Raw genomic sequence first — 22,392 nt, forward strand, 5'->3', positions numbered from 1 at the left:
GGTGTCTGCGCCATGAACATGTCGTCCATCGCGCCGAGGCTCAGGAGGTGCCCGGGGGCTTCGGGGAGGTAGGCGTGGCTGGCGGCGAGGCCGCCCGGGATCGCCAGCTGCTCGAGCACGCAGACCGATCGCCCCCGGGCCGCGACGGTGGCACCGGCCGACAGTCCGTTGTGACCGCCGCCGACCACGACGTAGTCGAACGTCTCGCTCACGTGGGGACCGGGTCCTTCGCACGCAGCCTCCGGATCCATAGCGCCACGGCGGTCAGCGCGATGAAGGCGACGATGCCGGAGCCGACGTACTGCCAGGTCCGGAACGGCTCGCCGTACCCTCCGATCGTGACGGCCCACCACAGCACCACCATTGCGGCGAAGCAGCCGTAGATGACCGGTGACTGAGCGACAGCCGAGCGGCGGCGCAGCACCAGGGGTACGACGGCCAGCGGGATCACGTAGAGCGTCGTCGCCGCCAGCGCCTGGTAGAGCGGGTCGTCCCAGATGGTCTTCTGGTACTCCCAGGCCAGCACGAACATCGCTGTCCCGGCGAGGAGCAGCGTGTTCCACTGCGCCTGGGTGCCGTCAGGCAGGTACTCCTTGCGGCCGACCTTCATCGCCTGGCCGAGGAAGACCAGCTCGAGGAGGAGCGCGGTGACCAGCCCGACCCAGAACAGCTTGAGGAACCAGTGGTCGTAGGTGTGGAACCAGGTGTCGAAGCGGACGACGACGCCGAGGTCGTGGGCGAACCAGAGGAACGTGCACGGGAGTGGGATCGAGATCCAGCCCTCGCGGCGGGTCATCAGGACCGCCGTCACCATGGCGATGTTCTGCAGCACCATGGCCAGTCCGAAGCCGATCAGGATCGGCCCGGTGTGGTCGTCGATGGCGCCGAGGATCGCGCCGGGCTCATACAACGGCGGGCACCTTCCGGTCCGCCCAGGAGCTCGTGGGCGCGCCTGCGGCCTTCAGCTGGTGGACCACGACAAGACTCCAGATGCACGCCGCCACGCAGATGCCGACGTAGGGCGCCGAGTGGAAGAAGTCGTCCTCGAAGAAGCCGATCGACGCGATCGAGTAGCAGAACGTCATCACGCTGAACGCCTGGTACTCCAGCAGGGACATGCCCGCCGGGTTGTTCCTCCGGCGCGAGAGCAGTGCCGAGGCCGACGGGAGGCCCCAGAGCAACGTGCCCATGAACGAGAGCAGGAACAGCGGGTCGTCCAGGGCGCCCTTGATTAGCGACCAGCTGACCACTCCGGCTGCGAGCGCTCCCAGCATCCGCAGGCTGTGGGCCTTCTGGCTCTGCCCGGGCGAGAGCTCGTCGCGGCCGTACTTGATCGTCTGGACGAAGTAGATCGTCTCGGAGACGAACGTGACGATGATCGCGAACCAGAACAGCTGCATGAACCAGTGGTCGTAGGTGCCGAACCAGTCGTCGTACCTGAGCAGGTAGTTGCCGTCGTGGGGCCACCACAGCACGGTCATCCACAGAGCCATCGGCGGGACCCGGTCGCGGGCGCTCATCCGCGCGGCCTCGACGAAGAAGACCCACATCGCGACGATGGAGAGTCCCCCGATCAGGACGATCGGTACGGCGTTGTCGGTGATGGCCGCCAGTGTGGCCTGCGGGTCGTAGCCGGCCACGGTCAGACGCCGATGGCGCTCGGTGAGATCGAGTCGGTGAAGGACCCGGCCGGCGGGACCACGCCGTTGGCGCGGCACCACTCACCGGGCGCGCGCTGGCTGCGGCGCGGGATGCCGTTGGAGGGCTCGAGCTGGAGTGGGATCGGCGGCAACGGCGGCAGCTCGTGACCCTCCTCGGCAGCCAGCTCGTCGGCGTCCTTCTCCTCGGACATGCCGATCGGACCGACCCGCTGCGCGTTGAGGAACTGGCGGACGACGGGCTCCTGGGAGCTCAACAGCATCTCGCGGGGTCCGAACATCGCCAGGTGCCGGTGGTAGAGCAGCCCGATGTTGTCCGGGATGGTCCGGGCGGTGTGGATGTCATGGGTCACGATCAGGAACGTCGCGTCGATCTGGGCGTTGAGGTCGACGAAGAGCTGGTTGATGAACGAGGTGCGGACCGGGTCGAGGCCGGAGTCCGGCTCGTCGATCAGGAGGATCTCGGGGTCGAGGACGAGCGCGCGGGCCAGGCCAGCCCGCTTGCGCATGCCGCCCGAGATCTCGCCCGGCAGCTTCATCTCGGCTCCCTTGAGCCCGACCAGGTCCATCTTCTCCATCACGATGCCGCGGATCTCGGTCTCGCCCTTGTTGGTGTGCTCCCGCAGCGGGAAGGCCACGTTGTCGTAGAGGCTCATCGAGCCGAACATCGCGCCGTCCTGGAAGAGCACCCCGAACAGCTGCCGGATCTCGAAGAGCTCGGCGCGGCTGCATCCGGCGATGTCCGTGCCCTCGATGATGACCGACCCCCGGTCCGGCTTGAGCAGGCCGATCAGCGTCTTGAGGAGGACGGACTTCCCCGTGCCCGACGGGCCCAGCATCACCGAGATCTCGCCGGCCGGGAGCGTGAGCGACACGTCGTCCCAGATCATCTGGCGCCCGAAGCTCTTGGTGAGGTGCTCGATCTTGATCTCGATGCCCATGACACTCCCGCGTGCAGATTAATGATCCTAGTGATCTTAATACTCGCTGGCAGGATGCGCGGCGTCAACCGGCGAAGGTTCGGACGGGGCCATCTGACGGGGTCGGCGCTTGACCGAAGCTCGGCGGCGACCTAAATTGAGACAGACAGATTCAGAAACCTGACGAGCCAGCGACAGTGGTGACCGCGATGAAGACCAGACTGACGTGTCCGTGTGGCCACCGCATCACCGCGGTGGACGAGGACGACCTGGTGTCGCAGACCCAGCAGCACCTCGCCGAGGAGCATCCCGGTCACGAGTACGACCGCGAGCAGATCCTCTTCATCGCGAGCTGACAGCCGGCCGATACAAGGAGCAGCGATGAGCTACAACCTCCCGACCGAGAACTCGCTGCGTGGGCCGTTCCAGCCCATGCGGTTCGAGGCCACGGTGGACGAGTGCATCGTCACCCACGGCGAGATCCCGAAGGATCTGGCCGGTGGGTTCTACCGCGTCGGGCCGACGTGGAAGCGGCCCACCAAGCAGGGCCCGAACCCGCTGCTCAGCATGGACGGCATGGTCCAGGCGATCACGTTCGAGGACGGCGTGGCCAACTTCAAGAACCGCTGGGTGCGGACGCCGAAGTACGTGCTCGAGGAGGCGCGGAAGCAGGGCATGTTCGAGTGGCAGGACGGCGGCTTCGGCGACTGGCGCGACACGGCGTACGGCGAAGTGAAGCGCGACCTGGGCAACCAGGGTGTGTCGCGCGGCGTCGCCAACATCAACATCTTCCCCTTCGCCGGCGAGATGCTCGCCGCGAGCGAGCAGGGTGGCCCCCCGATCGCGATCGACCCGATCACGCTTGAGACCCGTGGGATCGTGCCGTGGTCGCCCAAGCTGAGCTCGGGCCTGCACACCCCAGCGGCGTACGGCGACGCGACCTTCTCCGCGCACCCGAAGTGGGACCCGGACACCGGCGTCCTCTACGGCTGGACCTACAGCGACGAGGCGCCGTACGTCGTCATGCACTACGTCAGCCCCGACGGCAGCGTCGACACCCGCGAGCTGTGGGACGCGCCGTACAACACGGTGGCGCACGACATCTGGCTGACGCCGGAGTGGGTCGTGATGCCGTTCCAGCCCTTCCTGGCCGACAAGAAGCGGTTCGAGAAGGACCTCAACATCTGGGAGTGGAACCCCGAGCTCCCGATCGTCATCGCGCTCATCCCGCGCCACGACCTGCACGGCGAGATCCGCTGGATCACGACCGACCTGCCGGCGCAGTACATCATGCACACGATGTCGGCCAATGTCGTCGGCAACGAGCTCCAGCTCGACGGGCCGATCTTCAACCGGCCGCCGTTCCCCTTCGAGCAGGACTTCACGGCAGGTGACGACATCGCCCTGTTCTTCTCGATCGCCAAGAGCAACCTGGGCCGCTGGACCATCGACCTCGAGACGGGGAAGGCGAAGTCCGAGCAGCTGTCGGACCGCCCCTCGGAGCTGCCCAAGGTCGACGAGCGCTTCTACGGCAAGGGCTACGAGTGGGGCTACCAGGTGGGTGGCGTGGTCAAGCGCAGCGGCATGAAGATGAACAACCTGACCGTTACCAACATGAAGACCATGGCGGAGTCGACCTACCAGATCCGCGACAACGAGCCGGCTGCCGTCCTGGAGGCGACCTTTGCGCCCCGCAAGATCGACTCCCCCGAGGGCGACGGCTACATCATCGTCCCGGTCTCGTGGTGGGCCGAGAAGCGCGGTGAGTACCTCATCTTCGACACCGACGACGTGAGCGACGGCCCGATCTGCCGGATCGAGCTGCCCTTCCAGATCGGCTGGACCCCGCACGGCCACTGGATGGACTTCCGATGAGCAACATCACTCCCGCGCAGTTCGTCCACCACAAGGTCCAGCTCGGCCTGTGGGCCTGCGGCGTCGGGTTCGGGGTGCTGTTCTTCGTCGGTCTCGCCCCGCTCTCGGGGTTCATCCCGCCGCCGTCCCCGGAGTTGTCGGGGGCCGAGCTGCTGGCCAAGTACGGCGACAACCTCAACCTCGTCAAGCTCGGCATCGTCGTCGGGCTGCTGGGAGCGACGCTGCTGGTCCCGTGGTCCGCACTCGTGGCGATCCAGACCGCGCGCCTGGAGGAGGGGCGCCGCTTCCCGCTGTGGGGGATATTCTCCGCCATGGCCGGCTGCGTGAACGCGGTCGCCTTCATCCTGCCGTTCATCTTCTGGGCGGGTGCTTACTACCGGGCCGACCGGTCGCCGGAGCTGGTCCAGCTGATCAGCGACATGACCTGGATCGAGTTCCTGCTGTTCTTCCCGACCTTCAGCATGCAGCTGTTCTGCCTGGCGATGGCCGGCCTCACCCAGCGCCAGGGGCCTGAGGTGTTCCCGCGGTGGTTCTACTACCTCAACCTGTGGATGGCCCTCGTCGGCTCGACCGGCATCCTGGCCATCTTCTTCTTCTCCGGGCCGTTCGCGTGGAACGGAGCCGTCGGGTTCTACCTTCCGGTCGGCTCCTACGTGCCGTTCCTGCTCATCACCTGGTGGCAGTTCTACCGGGCGATCAAGGCGGAGAAGCGGTACTACGAGGAGCTGGCAGCAGGCGACGAGCCACGGGTCGAGCCGGCGCTGGTGTGAGCCGCGAGGAGGTCGCCTCCTTCTCCTTGCCGATAGCAGCCTCGCCTGCAGCGTTGCTACCCACGCTCCGCGGACGCGTCGCCGGCCGTCGGTCGAGGTCGGTGGGCCACTCCGCGCAACAGCATCTGGGTGAGCTCCTCGATCTCGCGATCCCGGCCCGGCCGGGGCTGCCCGGCGGGGAAGACCCAGGCGTCGAAGACCACGACGGAGAGGATCGCGCCGATGGCGACGGCGACGGTCACGGGTGAGTCGAGTGCGTCCCAGCCCCGGGCGGACGCGTGCTCGTCGAGGAGGGTGCGGATCAGCGTGAGCAGCGACGCCAGCTGCTCGACGACGCGGTCGGCCACCTCGGTCAGTGCCCGGTCGCCGTCCTTGGCTCGCGCCGCCATCAGCGTGTGCAGGACCTCACGGTGCTCCGAAGCGAGCGCGTAGAAGCCCTCGACGAAGGTCCTTGTCATCTCGTACTCGTCGACCGACTCGAGGGGGTCCTCCCGCCACGACGCGGCCCACGCGTTTGCGAAGTCGGTGAACGGGGCGAGGAGCGAGATCTCGAACAGCTCAGCCTTGGAGCCGAAGTGGCGGAAGATCACCGGCTCGGCGACCCGAGCGCGGTCAGCGATCTCTCGCGTCTTGGTGCCGCGGTACCCCTGGGTGGTGAACAGGTCGTGTGCCGCGCGCAGCACGAGCGCACGGACCTCCTCCGGGGTACGCCTCGTCCGGCGATCCTTCGCGCCTGCGCCCATCGGTCCCTTCTCCGTCTCGTCGTGCGCCACCGTACGGCGCCCTGGCGCGGCCTTCCAACTATTTAGAGTCACGCTGTTCCAAAAGTAGCGGTGGGCGGTTAAGTTAGTGCCACTATCTTAACCGGATCCGTCGGGTCGACGGGTCCCCGAGCACGGAGCTGGTCATGGCAAAGAACGTCGAACTCGAGTCCGGCCTGATGAAGGCAGCGGTCTGGTCGGGAATCGTGCTGATCGTGGCGATGGTGATCGCCCAAGGGGCGCTCATGCACTTCATCCCACCTCCGTCGCCGGACCTCACGGCCCAGGAGATCGCGGACCGCTTCATCGAGCGCAAGAACGAGATCCGGCTCGGAAGCCTCATCCAGTGCATGGCGTGGTCGTTCTGGGCGACGTGGACGATGGCAATCACGGTCCTGATCCGCAGGATGGAGGGCGGCTTCCCGATCCTGAGCTACTGCTCACTTGCCCTGAACGGGGGCGGTTACGTGTTCTTCATCCTCATCCCGATGACGTGGGCGGTCATCGCCTTCCGTCCCGAGACGCTCGACCCGGAGATCATCCAGATCATGAACGACTGGGTGTGGTTCGACTTCCTCTTCACCTGGCCGCCGTTCGCCGTCTTCATGGCGATCATCGGCGTCGCGATCTTGAAGGACCGCAACGTGCCGGCGATCTATCCGCGTTGGGTCGCCTACCTCAACTTCTGGTGCGCGATCCTCATCTTCCCGGCCGGGCTGATCGCCTTCTTCCACACCGGCCCGTTTGCGTACGACGGCGTCGGCGCGTTCTGGATCCCGTTCGCCGTCTTCTTCGGCTGGATGATTGCGATGAGCGCGACCACGCTGCAGGCGATCAACCGACAGAAGCAGGTCCAGGCCGAGTCGGCGGATCCGGTCCATGTCTGATCGGCTGCTCCCGGGCCCGATGATCGAGAAGGCGGCCGTCTGGTGCGGCCCGCTCTTCCTCGTTCTCTACCTGGCCGCGTTCGTGGGCGTCGCGGAGTTCGTCCCTCCGCCAGCCCCGTCGCTCTCCGCTGACGAGGTGTCGGCCTTGTTCGAGGCGGACCGGATGCGGATCCGGGCCGGCATGGTGCTCAGTCTCGTCTTCAGCACCTTCCTCTTCCCCTTCTTCGCCGTCATCTCGGTGCACATCGCGCGCATCGAGGGAGGACGACCGATCCTGGCCCTCGTCCAGTTCGGTGGAGCCACGCTGCTCGTCGTGTACTTCCAGCTGTGCAGCATGCTCTGGATCGTCGCGACCTTCCGTGCCGACCTGGGCGCCGAGAGCGTCAGGATGCTCTCCGACTTCGGCTGGCTCGCTTTCGTCATGGTGTTCCCGGCCTACGTCTTCCAGCTCGGCTGCGTCGCGGCCGCGGCACTGATCGACCGTTCACCGGACCCGGTGTGGCCCCGCTGGGCCGGCTACCTCAACCTCTGGATCGCGGTGTCCGGCGCGGGTGGTGGTCTCGCCGTGTTCTTCAAGGCTGGCCCGTTCGCCTGGAACGGCATTGTCGGCTTCTACCTCCCGGTGGTCGCCTTCGTCATCTGGCTCGGCGTCATGACCCATCTGATGCTGCGCCACGCCGCTCGACGTACGTCGGCGGTCCAGCTCGTCACCGAGGCGGTGTGAAGTGGAAGCTCGTGTTCAACGTGTCCTGATCTGGTCCGGTCCCCTGATGATGCTGATGTGGGTGGGTGCATTCGTCGTGCTCGCGGGGTTCCTCCCGCCCTCGGACCCGAAGTCGTCTGCCCAGGCGATCGCCGACATGTACATCGACAACCCTGTCGCCATCAAGCTCGGTCTGGTGATCTCGATGGCCGGCTCGGCGCTTCTCGTGCCGTTCGGCGCAGCGATCTCGGGCCAGCTCAAGCGGATCGACGGCGCGAAGGCCCTGGCCGACACGCAGATGGTGTCGTGCGCCCTGCTGTCGCTGGAGTTCATCACCCCGATCGGGGTTTGGATGGCCGTCGCGTTCCGTGCCGACGACCGTGCAGCCGACGTCACCCGGGCGATCCACGACCTCGGCTGGATCCTTTTCATGACGGTGATCTGGTCGCTCTGGGTCCAGCTGGTGGCCATCGGCGCCGGTGTCCTGCTCGACCGGTCGGCGAACCCGGTGCTTCCGCGCTGGTACGCCTATTTGTCCCTCTGGGAGTCGCTGATGATCCTTCCCGCCGGGCTGGTCCTGTTCTTCAAGGACGGTCCGTTCGCGTGGGACGGCCTGTTCGGCATCTGGGTGCCGCTGGTCACCTTCGCCCTCTGGATCGGCGCGTCGGTCTACTGCGTCCACACTGCGTTGAGCCGTCAGATCGCCGAAGGTTCTGAGCCGGGGCGAGCTCTGGAGGTCAGGTGATCCGCGTGACCGTGACTGCCGTGAGTACGCCCCTGGTCGACTCGGACGAGGACAGCGCGCTGCGTGCTGCTGTGCGAGGGATTGCCTCGTCGTTCGGGCCGGACTACTTCCAGGAGCAGGTCGACACCGGGGGTAACGCCCAGGAGCTCTGGCAGGCGCTGGGCTCGGCGGGGTATCTCGGTGTGCATCTCCCCGAGGAGTACGGCGGCGGTGGTGCCGGCCTGCGGAAGATCGCGATGGTGGTCGAGGAGACGGCGATGGCCGGTGTCCCCGGGCTCTCGATCCTCTTCTCGCCAGGCGTCGTCGGGACGATCCTCGACCGGAGCGCAAGCGACGAGCAGAAGTCGCGCTGGCTCCCGACGATCGCCAGCGGCGAGGAGCGCTGGTCCTTCGCGATCACCGAGCCGGACGCCGGCTCCAACGCCCACCAGATCTCGACCACAGCGACCCGCGACGGGGACGGCTATGTCCTGCGCGGTCAGAAGGTGTACATCTCCGGCGCCGAGAGCGCCTCGAAGATCATGGTCGTCGCCCGCACCGGCCAGGACGAGCGCACCGGTCGGGGTCGCCTGTCCGTCCTCGTGGTCGACGCGGACGCGCCGGGGGTGGAGCGGACCCGCATCCACACGGTGATGAACCAGCCCGAGCAGAGCTGGCAGCTCCACTTCGACAACGTCCGGGTCCCCGTCGAGAACCTCGTGGGCGCGGAGGGGCGCGGACTGGCAGTGGCGTTCACCGGTCTCAACACCGAACGGATCCTTGTCAGCTCGATCTGCACGGGCATCGGCCGGTACGCACTGCGCAAAGCCGTGAGCTATGCGCGCGAGCGCCAGGTCTGGGACGTCCCGATCGGCGCTCACCAGGCCGTCGCCCATCCGCTGGCCGCCGCGCACATCCACCTGACATCTGCGGTCGAGATGACCGACAAGGCGTGTCGGCTCTACGACCAGGGCTACGAGGTCGGCGAGCTCGCCAACATGGCCAAGTACCTCGGCGCTGAGTCGGGGCTGCAGGCGATCGACGCCGCGATCGGGGTGCATGGCGGCAACGGGGTGTCCAAGGAGTACCAGCTGGCGACGTACTTCTGGATCGTCCGGATGCTCAACATGGGGCCTGTCTCCAAGGAGATGATCCTCAACTTCGTCGCCGAGCACAGCCTGGACCTACCGCGTTCCTACTGATGCGATGGAGGCGGTGAGTTTCAGGCGAGGTCGTCGGCGTCCACCGCACGGAGCAGCATCACGAAGTTGGGGACGAACCACACCAGGAACGCCGTGACCGGGACCCACCAGACGAAGACCCCGTTCCAGGCGAACGGACCGTCCTTGAAGAAGACGATGAAGCTCGCCGGCGTGAACATGAGGGAGAGCCAGAGGTTCGTGTAGCCCAGCCAGCGCAGGGAAGATCGGCTTCTCGCGGCGGTCCATGAGGATGACCACGCCGAAGATCGCGAGCTGGATCACGAAGGTGCAGAGGGTCCAGCAGTCCTCAGGTGGTCGGTGCGCCCTTGAAGACGGACGGGAGCGCGAAGGTCCGCAGCTGCCGCCGCAGTGCCTCGGAATCGGATGCCTCGTGGAGCAGGGCAAAGGTCAGGACGCCCTGGAGCCATCGGATGGTGTGGTCGACGGTCGCGCCCGGTCGGAGCCGGCCGGCCCGTTCGGCGCGCTCGAGGATCGGGCGGAGGCTGGACCGGATCAGCTCCTCCATCGGGTGCGAGTGGCCGAACACCTCGCGGACCCGCTCGGGTGGGAGGGCGGCCATCAGCTCGCTGAGCTCAGCGTGGGCGGCGGTCGCCTCGACCGCACGCACGAGGAACGCGAGCATGGCCTCGTCGACGTCGTCTGGGTCCTTGCGGGCGGCGGCATCGAGCCGTTCCTGGAGCTCCTCGCAGCACTGGATGATCGCGAGCTCGATGAGGTGGTCACGTCCCGACACGGTGTTGTAGACGGTCTGCCGGACCACGCCGGCTGCCCGGGCCACGTCGGTCATGGTCGCGCGCTGGACCCCGTAGCGGGCGAACACCTCGCGTGCGGCGCGGGCCAGTCCGGCGGCGGGTTCCTCCATGGGGCGAAGGCTAGTCGGGCTCATGGAGCGGAGACGCCGGCCCGGTCAGCCGGCGAGGAAGAAGCCGAGGACGAGGCAGCAGACGACCACGCACCACCCCTCGAGCAGCGCGCGCAGCGGGAGCGGGGCGTCCTTGAGCTCCATGAAGTAGAGGCCCACGAACCGCACCTTGATGAAGGCCACGACCAGCACAGTGACGCTGGCCGCCGTGGTGTCGTCCAGGAATCCGTGGTCGGTGCCGAGGGCCCAGGACACCACGGTCGCCGCGACGAGGAAGAGCCACACTGCCGTGGCCGACGACCGGAGGAGGTCTGCCGGCGTACGAGCGTCGGTGGCGGCATCGGGGTTGATCGTCGTCATCGTCCTCACCGGGCCAGGAACACGAGGGGAAAGAGCACGAGCCACAGCAGGTCGACCATGTGCCAGAAGCACGCTCCGCCTTCGAAGAAGGCGAACTGCCCCTTCGACATCTCCGGCTTCTTCGCGAGGTTGACGAGCACCGTGAGGGCCACTAGGCCGAGGATCAGATGGAACGCGTGCAGACCGGTCAGCACGAAGTAGTACATGTAGAAGTCGCTCGTCTGCGGCGTGATGCCGTGGTCGACCTTCTCGGCGTACTCCACGACCTTGACCACCAGGAAGGCGGCGCCGCACAGCCACGCGCCCACGAGGAGGCGCGGTGCGCGGGCACGGAGCGCCGGCGAGTGGACGGCCCGCATGGCCAGGACGACGAAGAACGAGCTCACGAGCAGCAGGACCGTGTTGATGGCCCCGAAGTTCTGGTTGAGCTGGGCCTGATCGCTGGCGAAGCCAGTCGCATCGGACATCCGCGCTTCGAGGAAGACGCAGAAGAGGACGGCGAACACGCACATGTCGCCGAAGATGAAGATCCAGGTGCCCTCTTCGCCGGGCACGCGGCGAGGCCGTCGCTCCCGCTCCGTCAGTACGGCGGGCCCGCTGCTCGTTTCGACCTCGACGTCCGCAGTCACAGCAGTGCGCCCGCGTTCGCGAGGGTGGCGTCGTCCGCGGCGGCGGCGAGCTTCGCCGCCTCCTGTCCACGCAGCGCGCGGAAGATGAGCCAGCTCTGGATCGTGATCCACACGCTGAACAGCGTGAGCGGAGACCAGAACACCAGCAGACCGTTCCAGGACAGAGGGCCGCTCTTCGGGACGAAGGCGAACGCCCCGGCCTCGAACATCACCGTGATCCACAGCGACAGGTAGCCCCACCAGCGGGGGAACGGGTTGTGCTTGACCAGCTGCGTCGCCGGGCGGAGCGCGATGACGGTCACGCCGATCCACATGAAGATGTAGTACTGGTCGGAGGTCACCAGGTTGAGCATCGCGATCTGGTGCACCATCGCCGTGATCTCCTCGTCGCGGTCCGCCGTGTAGGCCGCGGCGCCCCAGAAGATGGGAGGCAGCACGAGGAAGATCGACATCATGGCGCCGCTGACGAGGGAGAGAGCGCTCCAGATCTTGGCTCCACCGGTCTCGACCCGCGCCATCTGGATCGCCACCACCGCCAGGATCGGCATCATGAACGCGCCGGTCCATCCGCAGATGACGGCGCCCCAGCGGATCTGGGTGCTCTTCTCCTGGTAGAAGTCCGCGACCTGTGCCGCCGACCACTCGGCGCTCGGCGGCGGCACCATCTCGAACAGGAAGATCAGGACGATGCCGTAGACCACGGCCATGCCGATCCCCCACCAGAGGATCGCGCGCTGACTGCGCTCGGAGAACAGGCTCGTCTTGTTGGTCATCGGTGTCTCCAGGGTGGGGATCGCGGGACGCGAAGGCGTGTCCGTCACGCTACAACGGTCAACGACACTTGTACATACTTTGTCGCGACGTCGTATCTCAAAATATAGATTCGCCATCGGAGTGCGCCCGGTCGAACGCGTGGTTGGACCAGGTGGTGGTGCGCGCGATGAAGCGCGGGTGAAGGCGATGTGCAGGGGGCCGTCGATCGGGCCCGGCGCCGGGGTGTTCGACCTACGGGCGGCCTGTCGGGCGCGCCGCGGTGTGCCAGGTCATGACGCCCGCCCGATCAGGTTGACCATGCTGCCGTGCATGACCTTGCCGCTGAGCGGGTGGGCGCTCCGCGTCGTCGTCACGCTGAACCAACCGTCCCAGTACGGCGAGTCCGGGCCGCGGCGGGTGTCGAACTCGAGCCGGACGTAGCCGACCTGGCAGTCGGCGTCGAGGACGCAGGACCCGTCGCGCAGGGGGAGCCCAAGGCATCCCGGAGGAACCGCTCGTTCTCGGGGTGGACCGCTGTCGGAGTGTCGGTGGTGGAGGTGCTCATGGCCGATCTGCCTTCCCTACGACAGTGCCGTCCAGGTCACCTCGACCTGGCCATGGTCGGGCTTGCAGCGGATGATCGTGCCGGCGGAGGCGCGGATGATGGCGAGGAGCCGCTCGAGTGCGTCGGCGGCCACGGTGTCGGTGTGCCAGTTCATGACGCCACGCCGATCAGGACGGTGAGGCCGGTGACGTCGGTCGGAGGGTTGTTCATGGCTACCTCGCAGGTGGGTGCTTGATGTATCCAGTGCACGCCTGAGGCAGGCCCGCCGCGAGCGGAGTTCTACCTACACCACTACGTAGATCACGCGGGCTGACCCACGGCTGCGACCTCGTCCAGCTGCAGGACGCCGCCGACCAGCAGAAGCACGTACGGATCTACGTACTTCTCCCATGTCGATGGAGGACGCCGGCCGCGACCCTGGATCGATGGGAGATCTGCAGCGCCGCGCTCGGCTGGCGACGGTCGTGGGCCTCGCCCTGCTGGGCGCCGCCTGCAGCATCTCCAGCGACCCGCAGTCCGACCTGGATCCCACCAACGCCGCAGCGTTCGGCGAGGTGGACCCCGCGGCGCAGGACCGGCTGACCGTCGACCCTCCCGGCAAGCTCGACGAGGCCCAGGCCGGGGACGACCTGCTGATCGTCGGGCCCGACTCCCTGCCTGGCGAACTTGTCGACCGGATCCTCGGCGTCAAGGTCGACGGACGGCGCGGCGTGGCCGCGTCGGAGCTCTTCTCCCTCGGGGAGTTCACCCTCGAGAACCGGGTATTCAGGCTGGCCGCCGTCGACCCGGCAGGGTTCCGGCGGTTCGCCGGCCACAAGAGCGCGACGTTCCAGGCCCAGTGGGACCGGATCGCCGGTGGTGAGATCGCGGTCCTCGACACCGCGGCCAGGCGGCTGCCGATCGACGATGACGACAACCTCCTGGTCGGTTCCGGAGACCAACGGCGCGCCATCCACGTCGGTGCCTTCTCGCCCGGCCAGGTCGGCACGATCGACGCGGTCGTCAACACGGCGTGGGGTGAGGAGCTCGGGCTGCCCGCCGACAACGCGCTCGTCATCTCGACCGGGCTGGTCTCGCCCCAGGCGGTTCGCGAGCGGATCCGCGCGATCGACCCGGACCTGTCGATCACCGCCCTCGACATCGTCGAGGCGACCGGCATCGAGCCGGGCGTCGTACAGAACGTCAGCTTCGTCGGGACCTTCGCCGACGCTGTCGGCTCCTTCAGCTATACGCCGATCGGCGGTGGCCGGGTCGCCCCCGACCCGGCGTGGGTGCGGTCGCACATCGTCACCGAGGCGGTGCCGATCCTCGGCCGGGTGACCTGCAACAGGTACCTCATGCCCCAGCTCAGGGCCGCGCTCGCCGAGATCCAGTCGCGCGGCCTGGCCGACGAGATCAACCCGGGGGAGTACGCCGGCTGCTACTACCCGCGTTTCATCGCCGGCTCCACCACGCTCTCCAACCACACGTTCGGCCTCGCCCTCGACCTGAACGTGCCGGGCAACCTGCGCGGCACCCGCGGTGAGATCGACCGGACCGTCGTGGCGATCTTCAAGCGGTGGGGATTCGCGTGGGGTGGCGACTGGAGCTACACCGACCCCATGCACTTCGAGCTCGACCGGATCGTCACCCCGGGCTGAACGACCTACCAGCCGCCCCTCTCGGCGAGAGATGAGAGGCGGTCGGTGAGTTGATCCATCCTGCTCTGGCCGGCGCGGACGTACCGGAGGGCAGCGGTGGGCGTGCTGTCACCGAGGAATGCTTGGATCTCGCCGATGTTCGCTCCCTGCTGGGCAAGGAGGGTCGCACCGGTCGCGCGGAGGTCGTGGAACCGGAGGTCGTCGCGGCCGGCGGCCTTACGGGCGCCGTACCAGCCGCGGTGCGTGTGCTTGCCCTGGAATCGGGCTGGGTGCAGGTGCTGGCCGTGGGCTCCGGGGAACAGCAGCCCGTCGCGGCCGGTGACATAGGTACGCAGGTGCTTCCTAATCGCCGGGACGATGTGGGCGGGGATCCGCTGGTCGCGGACCCCTGACGCCGACTTCGGGCCTTTGACGATCTTCTTGCCTGGCCCGGCCCGCGCCACTGCGCGGCGGATCTTGATCACGCGCTTGTCGAGGTCGACGTCCGATCTGCGCAGCTCCGTCAGCTCGCCGTACCGCATCCCGCACCACAGCGCGAGCAGCACCATCGCCTGCCACTCGGGCCGGATGTGGTCGAGGATCACCTCGATTTCCTTGGCCGTCGCGATCTGCTCGCGCTTGGGGGAGGTGCCGGAGCCGCCGCCCCGGATCGCGAACGGGTTGACCTGGCCGACGAGCGGTCCGTGGGCGCCGGTGGCGACCGTCATCACTGCCCGGGCGAGGGTGTAGGCCTCGCGTCGTGTCCGCTCCTTGTCGGCCGGGAGTCGGTCGTACCACTGGTTGACCATGGCCGGCGTGATCTCGTCGAGAGGGATGTCGCCGAACGTCGGGTTGATGTAGTTGGCCAGCATCCGCCGGTAGCCGTCCACCGTCGACGGCGCCAGTGCCCGCCCCTTCACCTTGCGTTCGGCGAGGTAGCGCTGGGCGTAGTCGGCGTACGTCGGCAGCTGCGCGGCCTCCGCGGCCTTCCGGGCGGCCTCGATGCGCGCCCGCGGCGCCTGCCAGTTCTCCGGGTCCTCGGACCGTTTGTGCTCGGCGGCCAACCACGCCTCGGCGTCGATCCTCGCGGTGAAGGTCTCGGGGGCGGTGTGGCGGGCATCGTCGTGGCCGACGTAGCTCGCTTGGTAGCGACCGCTCGGCAGCTTCCGGATGTGTCCGAAGCCCCGATGCCTCGACCTTCCAGTCATGTGATTCATCCCGAGTCGTGCGATCCGCGTGCTATCCACGTGCGATCCAGCAGGCATTTCGCGTCCAAAGTTGTCCACAGGACGGTACGCGATGAATCAGTGTTTGTGCAGGTCAGAGGCACTTTTGTCCACAAGAGTCCACCTGTGGATAACTCTGCTGGATTCGCTTCGAATCCACTACCTGCCACAGGGATAAGACCGCCCCTGACCTGCGGAAACGCTGGTCAGGGGCGGTTCGCATTCTCGCCCGGCACCCGACAGCCAGCTAGTACTCGGTCACGCCCGCCCGATCAGGTCGACCATGCTGCCGCGCATCACCTTGCCGCTGAGCGGGTGGCCGCTGCGCGTCTTCGTCACGCTGAACCAGCCGTCCCAGTACAACGAGTCCGGGCCGCGGGGGGTGCCGAACTCGAGGCGGACGTAGCCGACCTGGCGATCCGCGTCGAGGACGCAGGCCCCGTCGCGCAGGGGCGAGCCGAAGGCGTCCCGCAGGAACCTCTCGTTCTCGGGGAGCGCTTGCCTGGTGTTGGTGCTCATGCCGATACGCCTTCCGGTGGTCGAGCTCGGTGGGGCTAGCTAGAACAGCGCGGTCCAGGTGACCTGGACGCGATCCTCGGTGGGCTTGCAGCTGGTGATCGTCCCGGCCGCCGCCCTGATGGATGCCAGGAGTCGATCGAGGGCGTCGACGGGCACGGTCTCGGTGTGCCAGTTCATGACGCCACGCCGATCAGTGCGGGGAGGTACTCGTCTGCCTGGGCACGCAGGACTTCTGCGGCGGCACGACGCCCGAGGACGGACGGCGGGCAGGGCGTCCAGTAGGGGACTGCGGCCGCTTCCTGCGCGGCGAGGTCGTCCTGCTGCTTGGCGAGCTTCAACAGGATGCCGCGAACGGTGGTGCTCGCCGTGTGGGCCGCTGGTGTGGTGTTCATGGCTACCTCGCAAGTGGGCTGCTTCAGGTATCCAGTGAACGCCCGGACCATCGCGTCCACGAGCGGAGATCTACCTACTTCGCTACGTAGGTACGGGCCCTCTACGTAGGGAGCTGCGGCGCGCCCGGCGTACGAGGTCGATGCCGTCGCGACGGGTGAGGTAGCGGCGGCGCACGGCTTCCTGAGGGGCACTCCCTTCTGATGGTGAGGTGGTGCCGCCAGATCAGCCGACGGCGGCCTGCAACTGCGGATAGAGCGCCTCGACCGGCAGGCTCAGCGCCGCCTTCACCCCGGCGGTGAGCTCGTCGGCGATGACCTCGTAGCGATCGGCCTCGACGGCGTCGTACACGGCCCGGACAAGGTGGGACGGAGCCATCTTCGGGCCCTCCGCGTGCTCGGCCATCGCCGTGTCGACGTACCCCATGTGGACCCCGACCACGTGGACGCCCCTCGGGGCCAGCTCAAGACGGATCGAGTTCGTGGCTGACCAGAGCGCTGCCTTGGAAGCGCTGTAGACGCCGCCGAAGGCATACCAGCTCGCCACCGAGTGGACGTCGACGATGACCGAGGAAGGGTGCGCCGTCAGCACGGGTGCGAACGCCTTGGTCATCAGGACCGGCCCGAAGAAGTTCGTCTCCATGCCGTCGCGCAGCTCGGCCTCCGAGAGGCCGAGGATGCTGGCGCCCGCCGGCAGGGCACCGGCGTTGTTGATCAGGACCGTGACGTCATGCGCCGCGGCGACGGCCGCCGCGATCGACGCAGGGTCGTTGACGTCCAGGGTCAGCGGCACGATCCGTTCGTCGTCCCAGGTGCGCGGAGTGCGAGCCGTGGCGTAGACCTTGGTGGCCCCCCGCGCCAGGGCGTCGTGGACGAACCCGGTGCCGATGCCGCCGTTGGCTCCGGTGACGAGGACGACGGCTTGGTGGAGTGAGGGCATGAGGGCCACTTCTTTCGAAAGGTTTGTCTGACGGGCGTAATATTACAGACGGCAGGTAATCGACTAGGCTCGTCCCGTCGGACGACGAGTGCGGGAGGGGCGACATGGCGCGCTACGGCAAGGAACACAAGGAAGCGACGCGTCAACGCATCGTCGAGTCGGCCAGCCGTCGCTTCAAGCAGAGCGGCGTCGACGGCTCTGGTGTCGCCACCCTGATGGCCGATGCCGGCCTGACGAACGGTGCGTTCTACGCCCACTTCGAGTCGAAGGACGACCTGGTGGCCACCGTGGTCGCCGAGCAGCTGCGGGCGCAGGCCGAAACCATCGCGGCCCTGCCCGCCGGCAAGGCGGGGCTCGAGCACTTCATCCGCGACTACCTGTCCGCCGAACATCGGGACAACCCTGCAGTCGGCTGCCCGTCGGCGGCCCTTCTCGACGAGATCGTGCGCTGCACGGATGTGACCCGGCAGGGTTACGCCGATGGGGCCGGAGTGATCATCCACGAGATCGCTGCCCGACTGTCGCCGCGCAATCCGACAGCGGCCCGCGGCCGGGCCATCGGGCTGTTCACGCTGCTGGTCGGGTCGCTCCAGCTTGCCCGGGCGCTCACTGACCAGGACCTCTCTCTAGAGGTCCTGGAGCGCGGCGTCGACAACGCCGCCGCCTTCCTGCGCTGACCCCCGGGCGACGCCATCGCCCGGGGGCTTGCGCAGATTGGAGTACGATCATAAGATTACGGACGTAATGCAACCCACCCAGCACAGGAGCACCAATGTCGTCCCTCAGCGAACCGCTTGATCTCCCGTGCGGCGTGCGGCTGCCCAACCGCATCGCGAAGGCAGCACTCAGCGAGGCGTTGGGCGACGCCGACAACTCACCCGACGAGCGGATCGTCACGCTGTATCGCAGGTGGGCACAGGGCGGCTACGGCCTCCTCATCACCGGCAACATCATGGTCGACCGCGACCACCTGGGAGAGCCCGGCAACATCGTCATCGAGGACGGCCGGGCGCTCGCCCGGCTCACCGAATGGACCAAGGCAGCCCACGACGGCGGTGCGGCGATCTTCGCCCAGCTCAACCACCCCGGCCGTCAGTCGAACCTCCTCGCCCTCGGGCACAAGCCGGTCGCTCCCAGCCCGGTGCCCCTTGCCATGCCGGGTGCCGCGACGCCGCGCGAGCTGACTGCGACGGAGATCGAGGACATCATCGACCGATTCGCGACCGCGGCCGCGGTCTGCGAGGAGGCAGGCTTCGACGGCGTCGAGCTGCATGCGGCCCACGGCTACCTGGTCACCCAGTTCCTCTCGCCGCTGACGAACTTGCGGACCGACGAATGGGGCGGCACCGCTGAACGACGGATGCGGTTCCTCATCGAGGTCGTCCGGCGGGTCCGGCAGCGGGTGAGCCCGGGCTTCGCCGTCGCCGTCAAGCTGAACTCGGCCGACTTCCAGCGCGGAGGCTTCACCGAGGAGGACTCGCGAGCCGTGGTGGCCGCGCTGGCCGGCGAGGCCGTCGACCTGATCGAGGTCTCCGGCGGCAACTACGAGTCCCCGGCGATGGGCGGGTCCGCAGCGCCCGCCACCAGGGCACGGGAGGCCTACTTCCTGGACTACGCGCGCTCCGTCCGTCGCGAGGCGGGCGCCGTTCCGATCGCGGTGACGGGTGGGTTCCGCAACCGAGCGGCGATGGAAGAAGCGCTCAGCGTGGGCGACTGCGACCTGGTGGGCATCGCCCGGCCGACGGTCACCGCCACCGACGCTGCGGCGAGCCTCCTCGACGGCCGCGCGGCAACGCTGGAGACCCACGAGATCCAGGCCGGCATGCGCCGGTTCCTCGGCCGCCTCACCGACCTGAAGGCGCTCGACGGCTTCTTGAACATCAGCTGGAACGTCGACCAGCTGCACCGGCTCGCGCGCGGCCTGGAGCCTGACCTGGGCCGAGGCCCGCTGGTGACCGCCCTGGCGATGGTGCGTCGCAACGGCCGGGTCTCCTTCCGCCCGAAGCGGGGCCTCGCGTGACCCGCGCGTCGTACGACCTCACCGACAAGGTCGTGCTGATCACCGGCGGGAACGGCGGCATCGGAGGCGCCACCGGGCGCGAGCTGCTCAGCCGCGGCGCGCGCCTGGTGATCGCCGACATCGACGCCTCGACACCGGAGCGCTCGGCTGCCCTCGGTGGCGACCGGGTGCTGGGCTGCGTCGCCGACGTCCGGGACCGGTCCTCGCTGGACGAGGTCGTGGCGCAGGCGGTGGACCGCTTCGGCCGCCTCGATGTCGTGATGGCCAACGCCGGCCTGTTGGCCAAGGCGGCAACCCTGCGGAACACACCCACCGCCGACGTCGAGGCCACGCTGGCAGTCAACGTCACGGGCGTCGTGAACACGGTCGCCGCCGGAATGGCCGAGGTGATCCGCAACCAGGGCCAGGTCGTGCTGATCAGCTCGGTCTTCGCCTTCCTCAACGGAATGGGCACGATCCCGTACGCGATGAGCAAGGCGGCAGTCGAGCAGCTCGGTCGCGGGCTTCGAGTCGAGCTGGCCGACCACCAGGTCTCGGTGCTCACCGCCTACTTCTCCCTCGTCGACACCGACATGACCAAGCACGGCGTCGACGAGGACGACGTCGTACTGGAGCTGCTCTCGACCCTGCCCAAGCCCATGCTCAAACGGGTCACTCCGGCGTCCGCTGCAACCGCGCTTGCCGACGGCATCGAACGCCGATCCGTCCGCGTCGTCCACCCCGGCCTCTGGCGCCCCGTCTCGGCCTTGCGCGGACTCCTCGGCCCGAGCCTGGACGCCCGATTCGCCACCGACCGCCGGATCCTCGACGTCCTTGCCCGCCTTGACGCACGCCCGACACCCACTCCCCGCATCCTCAACGAGAGAAGCTGACATGACGACCTGGCGCGACACCCCGACCAAGACGGTCATGATCGACGGAACGTCCTTCGCCTACCGGCAGCTCGGAGACACCTCCGGCATACCGGTGGTCTTCCTCCATCACTTCACGGCCGTCCTCGACGACTGGGACCCGCGGATCGTCGACGGCATCGCCGCGCGCCACCACGTGATCGCCTTCGACAACCGCGGCGTCGGTTCGACCGGCTCCCGCGTCCCCCACGACATCGAGCAGATGGGCGCCGACGCGATCGCCTTCATCCGGGCGTTGGGGTACTCCGAGGTCGACCTGTTCGGCTTCTCGCTGGGCGGGGCCGTCGCACAGATGGTCGCACTGCAGGCGCCCGACCTGGTCCGGCGGATGGTGCTCGCCGGCACCGGCCCCCGGGGCGGCGGCGGCATCTGGAAGATGCCGTTCATCGTGGGCGGTGCCTATGCCAAGGCCTTCGCGACCCGCAAGGACCCGCGCCACTTCCTGTTCTTCCCCCGCGACGCCGAGGGAAGGAAGGCAGCGGGGGAGTACTTCGCCCGCCTTGCCGAGCGCACGGCAGACCGCAGCCGGCCGATCTCCCGGCAGGCGACCCTTGCCCAGCTGCGAGCCATCACCGCCGGTGGCCTGCACGCCCCCGACGACCTGTCCGTCGTCAAGGTGCCCGTCCTGGTCGCCAACGGTGACCACGACCTGATGGTCGCCAGCGAGCACTCCGCCGACATGGCCCGTCGTTTCCCCGACGCCAAGCTGGTCGTCTACCCCAACTCAGGCCACGGTGGCGTCTTCCAGTACCACCGAGAGTTCGTGCCCGAGGTCCTCGCCTTCCTGGCCGACCGATGAGCAACCGACGACGCCTGCAGTGGACCCTCGCCGTCCTGGCGGCCATACCGGTCGCCAGCGCAAGCCGCGAGATCGTGCTCGGACCGCAGGGCGTGCCGGGTGGGTCGCCGAACGTGCCCCCCACGGTCGACAGCGCCCTGCGCTACGCGAACGTCTTCAAGCTCGCGGTGGGGCCCGTGGTCTGGTCCCAGCTCGGACGGGTCGAGCGATCGGCTGCCGTGACCTCCGTGCTCGCCAGTCTCTTCGTCGGCGGGCTTGCCCGCCTCAGGTCCTGGCAGCAACGAGGACGGCCGCACCCGGTCACCGTGGGTGCGGTCGTGCTCGAGCTCGCCGCCCCACCGCTGTTGGTCATCTGGCGGCGGCGCATCCACGTCCGCTCGACCGCACCGGCCATTGGAGAGCTGTCATGAGCACCAGCGACCACGTCATCACCTCGTACGCCCAGGCCCCGGCCCGCACCGTCCATGCCGGGGGCGTGACCTATGCCTACCGGGAGCTGGGTCCGAAGGGCGGCATCCCGGTCGTCTTCTTCGTTCACCTCGCCGCGACCCTGGACAACTGGGACCCCCGCATCGTCGACCCCATCGCAAGGAACCGGCACGTCATCGCCTTCGACCAGCGCGGCGTCGGGGCCTCGACCGGGAAGGTTCCGGACACGATCGAAGAAGCGGCCGATCACGCCTACGAGTTCATCGCGGCGCTCGGGTTCGAGAAGATCGACGTCTTCTCGTTCTCGATGGGCGGCATGATCGCCCAGGACCTGATCGTCAAGCATCCTGACCTGGTCCGCAAGCTCGTCCTGACGGGGACCGGCCCGCGTGGCGGCAAGGACATCGACAAGGTCGTCGGCGTGACGTACTGGGACATCCTCCGGGCCACCCTGACCCGGTCAGACCCGAAGGAGTTCCTGTTCTTCGACCGCAACGCCGTTGGCAAGTCCGCCGCGAAGGCGTTCGTCAAGCGACTCGGGGAGCGCACGGTCGACCGCGACCAGCCGATCGGCATCAAGGCTTTCCGGACCCAGCTGAAGGCGATCCAGAAGTACGGCCGCTCCGCCCCCTCGGACCTGTCGACATTCACCCAGCCGACCCTGATCGCCAACGGCGACCACGACCGCATGGTGCCCTCGGTCCTCTCCGAGGACCTGCACAGCCGCATCAAGGGCAGCGAGCTGATCATCTACCCCAACTCCGGCCATGGCGGGATCTTCCAGTACCACGAGCAATTCGCTCCGGTCGCCGCCGCGTTCCTCGCCGATTGACTGTCCCAGCCCAGGGCG

The 22,392-nt window shown here is 67.9% G+C and carries 29 protein-coding genes and 1 pseudogene; 14 read left to right on the plus strand and 16 right to left on the minus strand.

The features are described from left to right. Nucleotides 1–41 precede the first annotated feature (41 nt). The 4 genes and pseudogenes from D0Z08_RS32570 to D0Z08_RS03995 all read right to left on the minus strand — a co-directional run. Nucleotides 42–251 (minus strand): annotated as a pseudogene (locus D0Z08_RS32570) (NAD(P)-binding protein); the annotation flags it as partial. Further along, nucleotides 209–910, minus strand: coding sequence for a hypothetical protein (locus tag D0Z08_RS03985; protein ID WP_118922914.1), 702 nt, complete (start codon nucleotides 908–910; stop codon nucleotides 209–211). The pseudogene D0Z08_RS32570 and the gene D0Z08_RS03985, both read right to left, overlap by 43 nt. Beyond that, nucleotides 903–1,640, minus strand: a complete 738-nt coding sequence (locus tag D0Z08_RS03990; protein WP_118922916.1) for a hypothetical protein — start codon at nucleotides 1,638–1,640, stop codon at nucleotides 903–905. The genes D0Z08_RS03985 and D0Z08_RS03990 overlap by 8 nt, the downstream gene beginning before the upstream one ends. Nucleotides 1,641–1,642: 2 nt before the next feature. Further along, nucleotides 1,643–2,599, minus strand: coding sequence for an ABC transporter ATP-binding protein (locus D0Z08_RS03995; protein WP_118922918.1), 957 nt, complete (start codon nucleotides 2,597–2,599; stop codon nucleotides 1,643–1,645). A gap of 188 nt (nucleotides 2,600–2,787) precedes the next feature. On the opposite strand from D0Z08_RS03995, the gene D0Z08_RS04000 reads away from it, so the two are divergent. Genes D0Z08_RS04000 through D0Z08_RS04010 form a run of 3 tightly spaced genes read left to right on the plus strand, consistent with a single transcriptional unit; the run spans nucleotide 2,788 to nucleotide 5,223 of the window. Continuing rightward, entirely contained in the window at nucleotides 2,788–2,934 is a 147-nt protein-coding gene (locus tag D0Z08_RS04000) for a DUF1059 domain-containing protein (RefSeq protein WP_118923474.1), read from the plus strand. 25 nt (nucleotides 2,935–2,959) lie between these two features. Beyond that, on the plus strand, nucleotides 2,960–4,453 hold the full coding sequence (locus tag D0Z08_RS04005) for a carotenoid oxygenase family protein (protein ID WP_182481140.1): 1,494 nt from the start codon (nucleotides 2,960–2,962) through the stop codon (nucleotides 4,451–4,453). Next, a complete protein-coding gene (locus D0Z08_RS04010; RefSeq protein ID WP_118922919.1) occupies nucleotides 4,450–5,223 on the plus strand; it encodes a hypothetical protein in 774 nt (257 codons plus the stop codon). The genes D0Z08_RS04005 and D0Z08_RS04010 overlap by 4 nt, the downstream gene beginning before the upstream one ends. Before the next feature lie 56 nt (nucleotides 5,224–5,279). On the opposite strand, the gene D0Z08_RS04015 is transcribed toward D0Z08_RS04010, so the two are convergent. Next, nucleotides 5,280–5,966, minus strand: a complete 687-nt coding sequence (locus D0Z08_RS04015; RefSeq protein ID WP_147381309.1) for a TetR/AcrR family transcriptional regulator — start codon at nucleotides 5,964–5,966, stop codon at nucleotides 5,280–5,282. A gap of 164 nt (nucleotides 5,967–6,130) precedes the next feature. On the opposite strand from D0Z08_RS04015, the gene D0Z08_RS04020 reads away from it, so the two are divergent. Genes D0Z08_RS04020 through D0Z08_RS04035 form a run of 4 tightly spaced genes read left to right on the plus strand, consistent with a single transcriptional unit; the run spans nucleotide 6,131 to nucleotide 9,500 of the window. Further along, the gene (locus tag D0Z08_RS04020) at nucleotides 6,131–6,871 is read left to right on the plus strand and encodes a hypothetical protein (protein ID WP_118922922.1); all 741 of its coding nucleotides are present in this window, start codon (nucleotides 6,131–6,133) and stop codon (nucleotides 6,869–6,871) included. After that, nucleotides 6,864–7,595, plus strand: a complete 732-nt coding sequence (locus D0Z08_RS04025) for a hypothetical protein (RefSeq protein WP_118922924.1) — start codon at nucleotides 6,864–6,866, stop codon at nucleotides 7,593–7,595. The genes D0Z08_RS04020 and D0Z08_RS04025 overlap by 8 nt, the downstream gene beginning before the upstream one ends. Before the next feature lie 46 nt (nucleotides 7,596–7,641). Next, the gene (locus D0Z08_RS04030; RefSeq protein ID WP_220454028.1) at nucleotides 7,642–8,319 is read left to right on the plus strand and encodes a hypothetical protein; all 678 of its coding nucleotides are present in this window, start codon (nucleotides 7,642–7,644) and stop codon (nucleotides 8,317–8,319) included. Nucleotides 8,320–8,324: 5 nt separating this feature from the next. After that, on the plus strand, nucleotides 8,325–9,500 hold the full coding sequence (locus tag D0Z08_RS04035; protein ID WP_245993620.1) for an acyl-CoA dehydrogenase family protein: 1,176 nt from the start codon (nucleotides 8,325–8,327) through the stop codon (nucleotides 9,498–9,500). Nucleotides 9,501–9,520: 20 nt separating this feature from the next. Here D0Z08_RS04035 and D0Z08_RS31895 read toward each other — a convergent pair whose 3' ends face one another. The 6 genes from D0Z08_RS31895 to D0Z08_RS31900 all read right to left on the minus strand — a co-directional run bounded on the left by D0Z08_RS31895 (nucleotide 9,521) and on the right by D0Z08_RS31900 (nucleotide 12,844). Next, nucleotides 9,521–9,679, minus strand: coding sequence for a hypothetical protein (locus tag D0Z08_RS31895; RefSeq protein ID WP_182481141.1), 159 nt, complete (start codon nucleotides 9,677–9,679; stop codon nucleotides 9,521–9,523). Between the two features lie 128 nt (nucleotides 9,680–9,807). Next, a complete protein-coding gene (locus D0Z08_RS04040) occupies nucleotides 9,808–10,383 on the minus strand; it encodes a TetR/AcrR family transcriptional regulator (RefSeq protein ID WP_182481142.1) in 576 nt (191 codons plus the stop codon). Between the two features lie 45 nt (nucleotides 10,384–10,428). Continuing rightward, the gene (locus D0Z08_RS04045; RefSeq protein ID WP_118922929.1) at nucleotides 10,429–10,743 is read right to left on the minus strand and encodes a cytochrome C oxidase subunit IV family protein; all 315 of its coding nucleotides are present in this window, start codon (nucleotides 10,741–10,743) and stop codon (nucleotides 10,429–10,431) included. Nucleotides 10,744–10,748: 5 nt separating this feature from the next. Then, nucleotides 10,749–11,297: a cytochrome c oxidase subunit 3 gene (locus D0Z08_RS04050; RefSeq protein ID WP_220454029.1), complete on the minus strand. Its 549-nt coding sequence runs from the start codon at nucleotides 11,295–11,297 to the stop codon at nucleotides 10,749–10,751. 71 nt (nucleotides 11,298–11,368) lie between these two features. Then, nucleotides 11,369–12,145: a hypothetical protein gene (locus D0Z08_RS04055; protein ID WP_220454030.1), complete on the minus strand. Its 777-nt coding sequence runs from the start codon at nucleotides 12,143–12,145 to the stop codon at nucleotides 11,369–11,371. 561 nt (nucleotides 12,146–12,706) lie between these two features. Further along, nucleotides 12,707–12,844, minus strand: coding sequence for a hypothetical protein (locus D0Z08_RS31900; RefSeq protein ID WP_182481143.1), 138 nt, complete (start codon nucleotides 12,842–12,844; stop codon nucleotides 12,707–12,709). Nucleotides 12,845–13,115: 271 nt separating this feature from the next. Between D0Z08_RS31900 and D0Z08_RS04065 the strand changes: the two genes are divergently transcribed. Beyond that, complete coding sequence (locus D0Z08_RS04065; protein WP_182481144.1) at nucleotides 13,116–14,330, plus strand: M15 family metallopeptidase; 1,215 nt, start codon at nucleotides 13,116–13,118, stop codon at nucleotides 14,328–14,330. A 5-nt stretch (nucleotides 14,331–14,335) separates the two neighbouring features. Here D0Z08_RS04065 and D0Z08_RS04070 read toward each other — a convergent pair whose 3' ends face one another. The 5 genes from D0Z08_RS04070 to D0Z08_RS04085 all read right to left on the minus strand — a co-directional run bounded on the left by D0Z08_RS04070 (nucleotide 14,336) and on the right by D0Z08_RS04085 (nucleotide 17,383). Then, the gene (locus tag D0Z08_RS04070; protein WP_182481145.1) at nucleotides 14,336–15,517 is read right to left on the minus strand and encodes a tyrosine-type recombinase/integrase; all 1,182 of its coding nucleotides are present in this window, start codon (nucleotides 15,515–15,517) and stop codon (nucleotides 14,336–14,338) included. A 276-nt stretch (nucleotides 15,518–15,793) separates the two neighbouring features. Then, nucleotides 15,794–16,054: a hypothetical protein gene (locus tag D0Z08_RS04075; RefSeq protein ID WP_118922937.1), complete on the minus strand. Its 261-nt coding sequence runs from the start codon at nucleotides 16,052–16,054 to the stop codon at nucleotides 15,794–15,796. A 39-nt stretch (nucleotides 16,055–16,093) separates the two neighbouring features. Then, on the minus strand, nucleotides 16,094–16,231 hold the full coding sequence (locus tag D0Z08_RS31905; RefSeq protein WP_182481146.1) for a hypothetical protein: 138 nt from the start codon (nucleotides 16,229–16,231) through the stop codon (nucleotides 16,094–16,096). Continuing rightward, complete coding sequence (locus tag D0Z08_RS04080) at nucleotides 16,228–16,446, minus strand: hypothetical protein (protein WP_147381310.1); 219 nt, start codon at nucleotides 16,444–16,446, stop codon at nucleotides 16,228–16,230. Before D0Z08_RS04080 ends, D0Z08_RS31905 begins: the two co-directional genes overlap by 4 nt. 223 nt (nucleotides 16,447–16,669) lie before the next feature. After that, on the minus strand, nucleotides 16,670–17,383 hold the full coding sequence (locus D0Z08_RS04085) for an SDR family oxidoreductase (protein ID WP_118923482.1): 714 nt from the start codon (nucleotides 17,381–17,383) through the stop codon (nucleotides 16,670–16,672). A 104-nt stretch (nucleotides 17,384–17,487) separates the two neighbouring features. On the opposite strand from D0Z08_RS04085, the gene D0Z08_RS04090 reads away from it, so the two are divergent. From D0Z08_RS04090 to D0Z08_RS04115, 6 genes are all read left to right on the plus strand, one after another. Continuing rightward, the gene (locus tag D0Z08_RS04090; protein ID WP_118922941.1) at nucleotides 17,488–18,060 is read left to right on the plus strand and encodes a TetR/AcrR family transcriptional regulator; all 573 of its coding nucleotides are present in this window, start codon (nucleotides 17,488–17,490) and stop codon (nucleotides 18,058–18,060) included. Nucleotides 18,061–18,155: 95 nt separating this feature from the next. Further along, nucleotides 18,156–19,403 carry an NADH:flavin oxidoreductase/NADH oxidase family protein gene (locus tag D0Z08_RS04095; RefSeq protein ID WP_118922943.1) on the plus strand — a complete coding sequence of 416 codons (1,248 nt, stop codon included), beginning with the start codon at nucleotides 18,156–18,158 and terminating at the stop codon, nucleotides 19,401–19,403. Then, nucleotides 19,400–20,275: an SDR family NAD(P)-dependent oxidoreductase gene (locus D0Z08_RS04100; RefSeq protein WP_220454031.1), complete on the plus strand. Its 876-nt coding sequence runs from the start codon at nucleotides 19,400–19,402 to the stop codon at nucleotides 20,273–20,275. The genes D0Z08_RS04095 and D0Z08_RS04100 overlap by 4 nt, the downstream gene beginning before the upstream one ends. A 1-nt stretch (nucleotide 20,276) precedes the next feature. Beyond that, nucleotides 20,277–21,113 (plus strand): alpha/beta fold hydrolase, encoded by an 837-nt coding sequence (locus D0Z08_RS04105; RefSeq protein ID WP_118922945.1) that lies wholly within the window; start codon nucleotides 20,277–20,279, stop codon nucleotides 21,111–21,113. Continuing rightward, nucleotides 21,110–21,523 carry a DUF4345 domain-containing protein gene (locus D0Z08_RS04110; RefSeq protein WP_118922947.1) on the plus strand — a complete coding sequence of 138 codons (414 nt, stop codon included), beginning with the start codon at nucleotides 21,110–21,112 and terminating at the stop codon, nucleotides 21,521–21,523. Before D0Z08_RS04105 ends, D0Z08_RS04110 begins: the two co-directional genes overlap by 4 nt. Next, nucleotides 21,520–22,374 (plus strand): alpha/beta fold hydrolase, encoded by an 855-nt coding sequence (locus D0Z08_RS04115; RefSeq protein WP_118922949.1) that lies wholly within the window; start codon nucleotides 21,520–21,522, stop codon nucleotides 22,372–22,374. Before D0Z08_RS04110 ends, D0Z08_RS04115 begins: the two co-directional genes overlap by 4 nt. Nucleotides 22,375–22,392: the final 18 nt, after the last annotated feature.

Origin of the sequence: Nocardioides immobilis (assembly GCF_003515065.1) — a bacterium.
GTDB classification, from domain to species: Bacteria; Actinomycetota; Actinomycetes; order Propionibacteriales; family Nocardioidaceae; genus Nocardioides; species Nocardioides immobilis.

Excerpts from the sequence above, each read along its gene's own strand:
- D0Z08_RS04085 (WP_118923482.1), bottom strand. The coding sequence starts at position 17,383 with ATGCCCTCACTCCACCAAGCCGTCGTCCTCGTCACCGGAGCCAACGGC.
- D0Z08_RS04070 (WP_182481145.1), bottom strand. The coding sequence starts at position 15,517 with ATGACTGGAAGGTCGAGGCATCGGGGCTTCGGACACATCCGGAAGCTG.
- D0Z08_RS31900 (WP_182481143.1), bottom strand. The coding sequence starts at position 12,844 with ATGAACTGGCACACCGACACCGTGGCCGCCGACGCACTCGAGCGGCTC.
- D0Z08_RS04075 (WP_118922937.1), bottom strand. The coding sequence starts at position 16,054 with ATGAGCACCAACACCAGGCAAGCGCTCCCCGAGAACGAGAGGTTCCTG.
- D0Z08_RS04040 (WP_182481142.1), bottom strand. The coding sequence starts at position 10,383 with ATGGAGGAACCCGCCGCCGGACTGGCCCGCGCCGCACGCGAGGTGTTC.
- D0Z08_RS04015 (WP_147381309.1), bottom strand. The coding sequence starts at position 5,966 with ATGGGCGCAGGCGCGAAGGATCGCCGGACGAGGCGTACCCCGGAGGAG.
- D0Z08_RS04110 (WP_118922947.1), top strand. The coding sequence starts at position 21,110 with ATGAGCAACCGACGACGCCTGCAGTGGACCCTCGCCGTCCTGGCGGCC.
- D0Z08_RS04030 (WP_220454028.1), top strand. The coding sequence starts at position 7,642 with ATGATGCTGATGTGGGTGGGTGCATTCGTCGTGCTCGCGGGGTTCCTC.
- D0Z08_RS03995 (WP_118922918.1), bottom strand. The coding sequence starts at position 2,599 with ATGGGCATCGAGATCAAGATCGAGCACCTCACCAAGAGCTTCGGGCGC.
- D0Z08_RS04065 (WP_182481144.1), top strand. The coding sequence starts at position 13,116 with ATGGGAGATCTGCAGCGCCGCGCTCGGCTGGCGACGGTCGTGGGCCTC.
- D0Z08_RS04080 (WP_147381310.1), bottom strand. The coding sequence starts at position 16,446 with ATGAACACCACACCAGCGGCCCACACGGCGAGCACCACCGTTCGCGGC.
- D0Z08_RS04010 (WP_118922919.1), top strand. The coding sequence starts at position 4,450 with ATGAGCAACATCACTCCCGCGCAGTTCGTCCACCACAAGGTCCAGCTC.
- D0Z08_RS04005 (WP_182481140.1), top strand. The coding sequence starts at position 2,960 with ATGAGCTACAACCTCCCGACCGAGAACTCGCTGCGTGGGCCGTTCCAG.
- D0Z08_RS04000 (WP_118923474.1), top strand. The coding sequence starts at position 2,788 with ATGAAGACCAGACTGACGTGTCCGTGTGGCCACCGCATCACCGCGGTG.
- D0Z08_RS31905 (WP_182481146.1), bottom strand. The coding sequence starts at position 16,231 with ATGAACTGGCACACCGAGACCGTGCCCGTCGACGCCCTCGATCGACTC.
- D0Z08_RS04090 (WP_118922941.1), top strand. The coding sequence starts at position 17,488 with ATGGCGCGCTACGGCAAGGAACACAAGGAAGCGACGCGTCAACGCATC.
- D0Z08_RS04025 (WP_118922924.1), top strand. The coding sequence starts at position 6,864 with ATGTCTGATCGGCTGCTCCCGGGCCCGATGATCGAGAAGGCGGCCGTC.
- D0Z08_RS04055 (WP_220454030.1), bottom strand. The coding sequence starts at position 12,145 with ATGACCAACAAGACGAGCCTGTTCTCCGAGCGCAGTCAGCGCGCGATC.
- D0Z08_RS04115 (WP_118922949.1), top strand. The coding sequence starts at position 21,520 with ATGAGCACCAGCGACCACGTCATCACCTCGTACGCCCAGGCCCCGGCC.
- D0Z08_RS04045 (WP_118922929.1), bottom strand. The coding sequence starts at position 10,743 with ATGACGACGATCAACCCCGATGCCGCCACCGACGCTCGTACGCCGGCA.
- D0Z08_RS04020 (WP_118922922.1), top strand. The coding sequence starts at position 6,131 with ATGGCAAAGAACGTCGAACTCGAGTCCGGCCTGATGAAGGCAGCGGTC.
- D0Z08_RS04105 (WP_118922945.1), top strand. The coding sequence starts at position 20,277 with ATGACGACCTGGCGCGACACCCCGACCAAGACGGTCATGATCGACGGA.
- D0Z08_RS04095 (WP_118922943.1), top strand. The coding sequence starts at position 18,156 with ATGTCGTCCCTCAGCGAACCGCTTGATCTCCCGTGCGGCGTGCGGCTG.
- D0Z08_RS31895 (WP_182481141.1), bottom strand. The coding sequence starts at position 9,679 with ATGTTCACGCCGGCGAGCTTCATCGTCTTCTTCAAGGACGGTCCGTTC.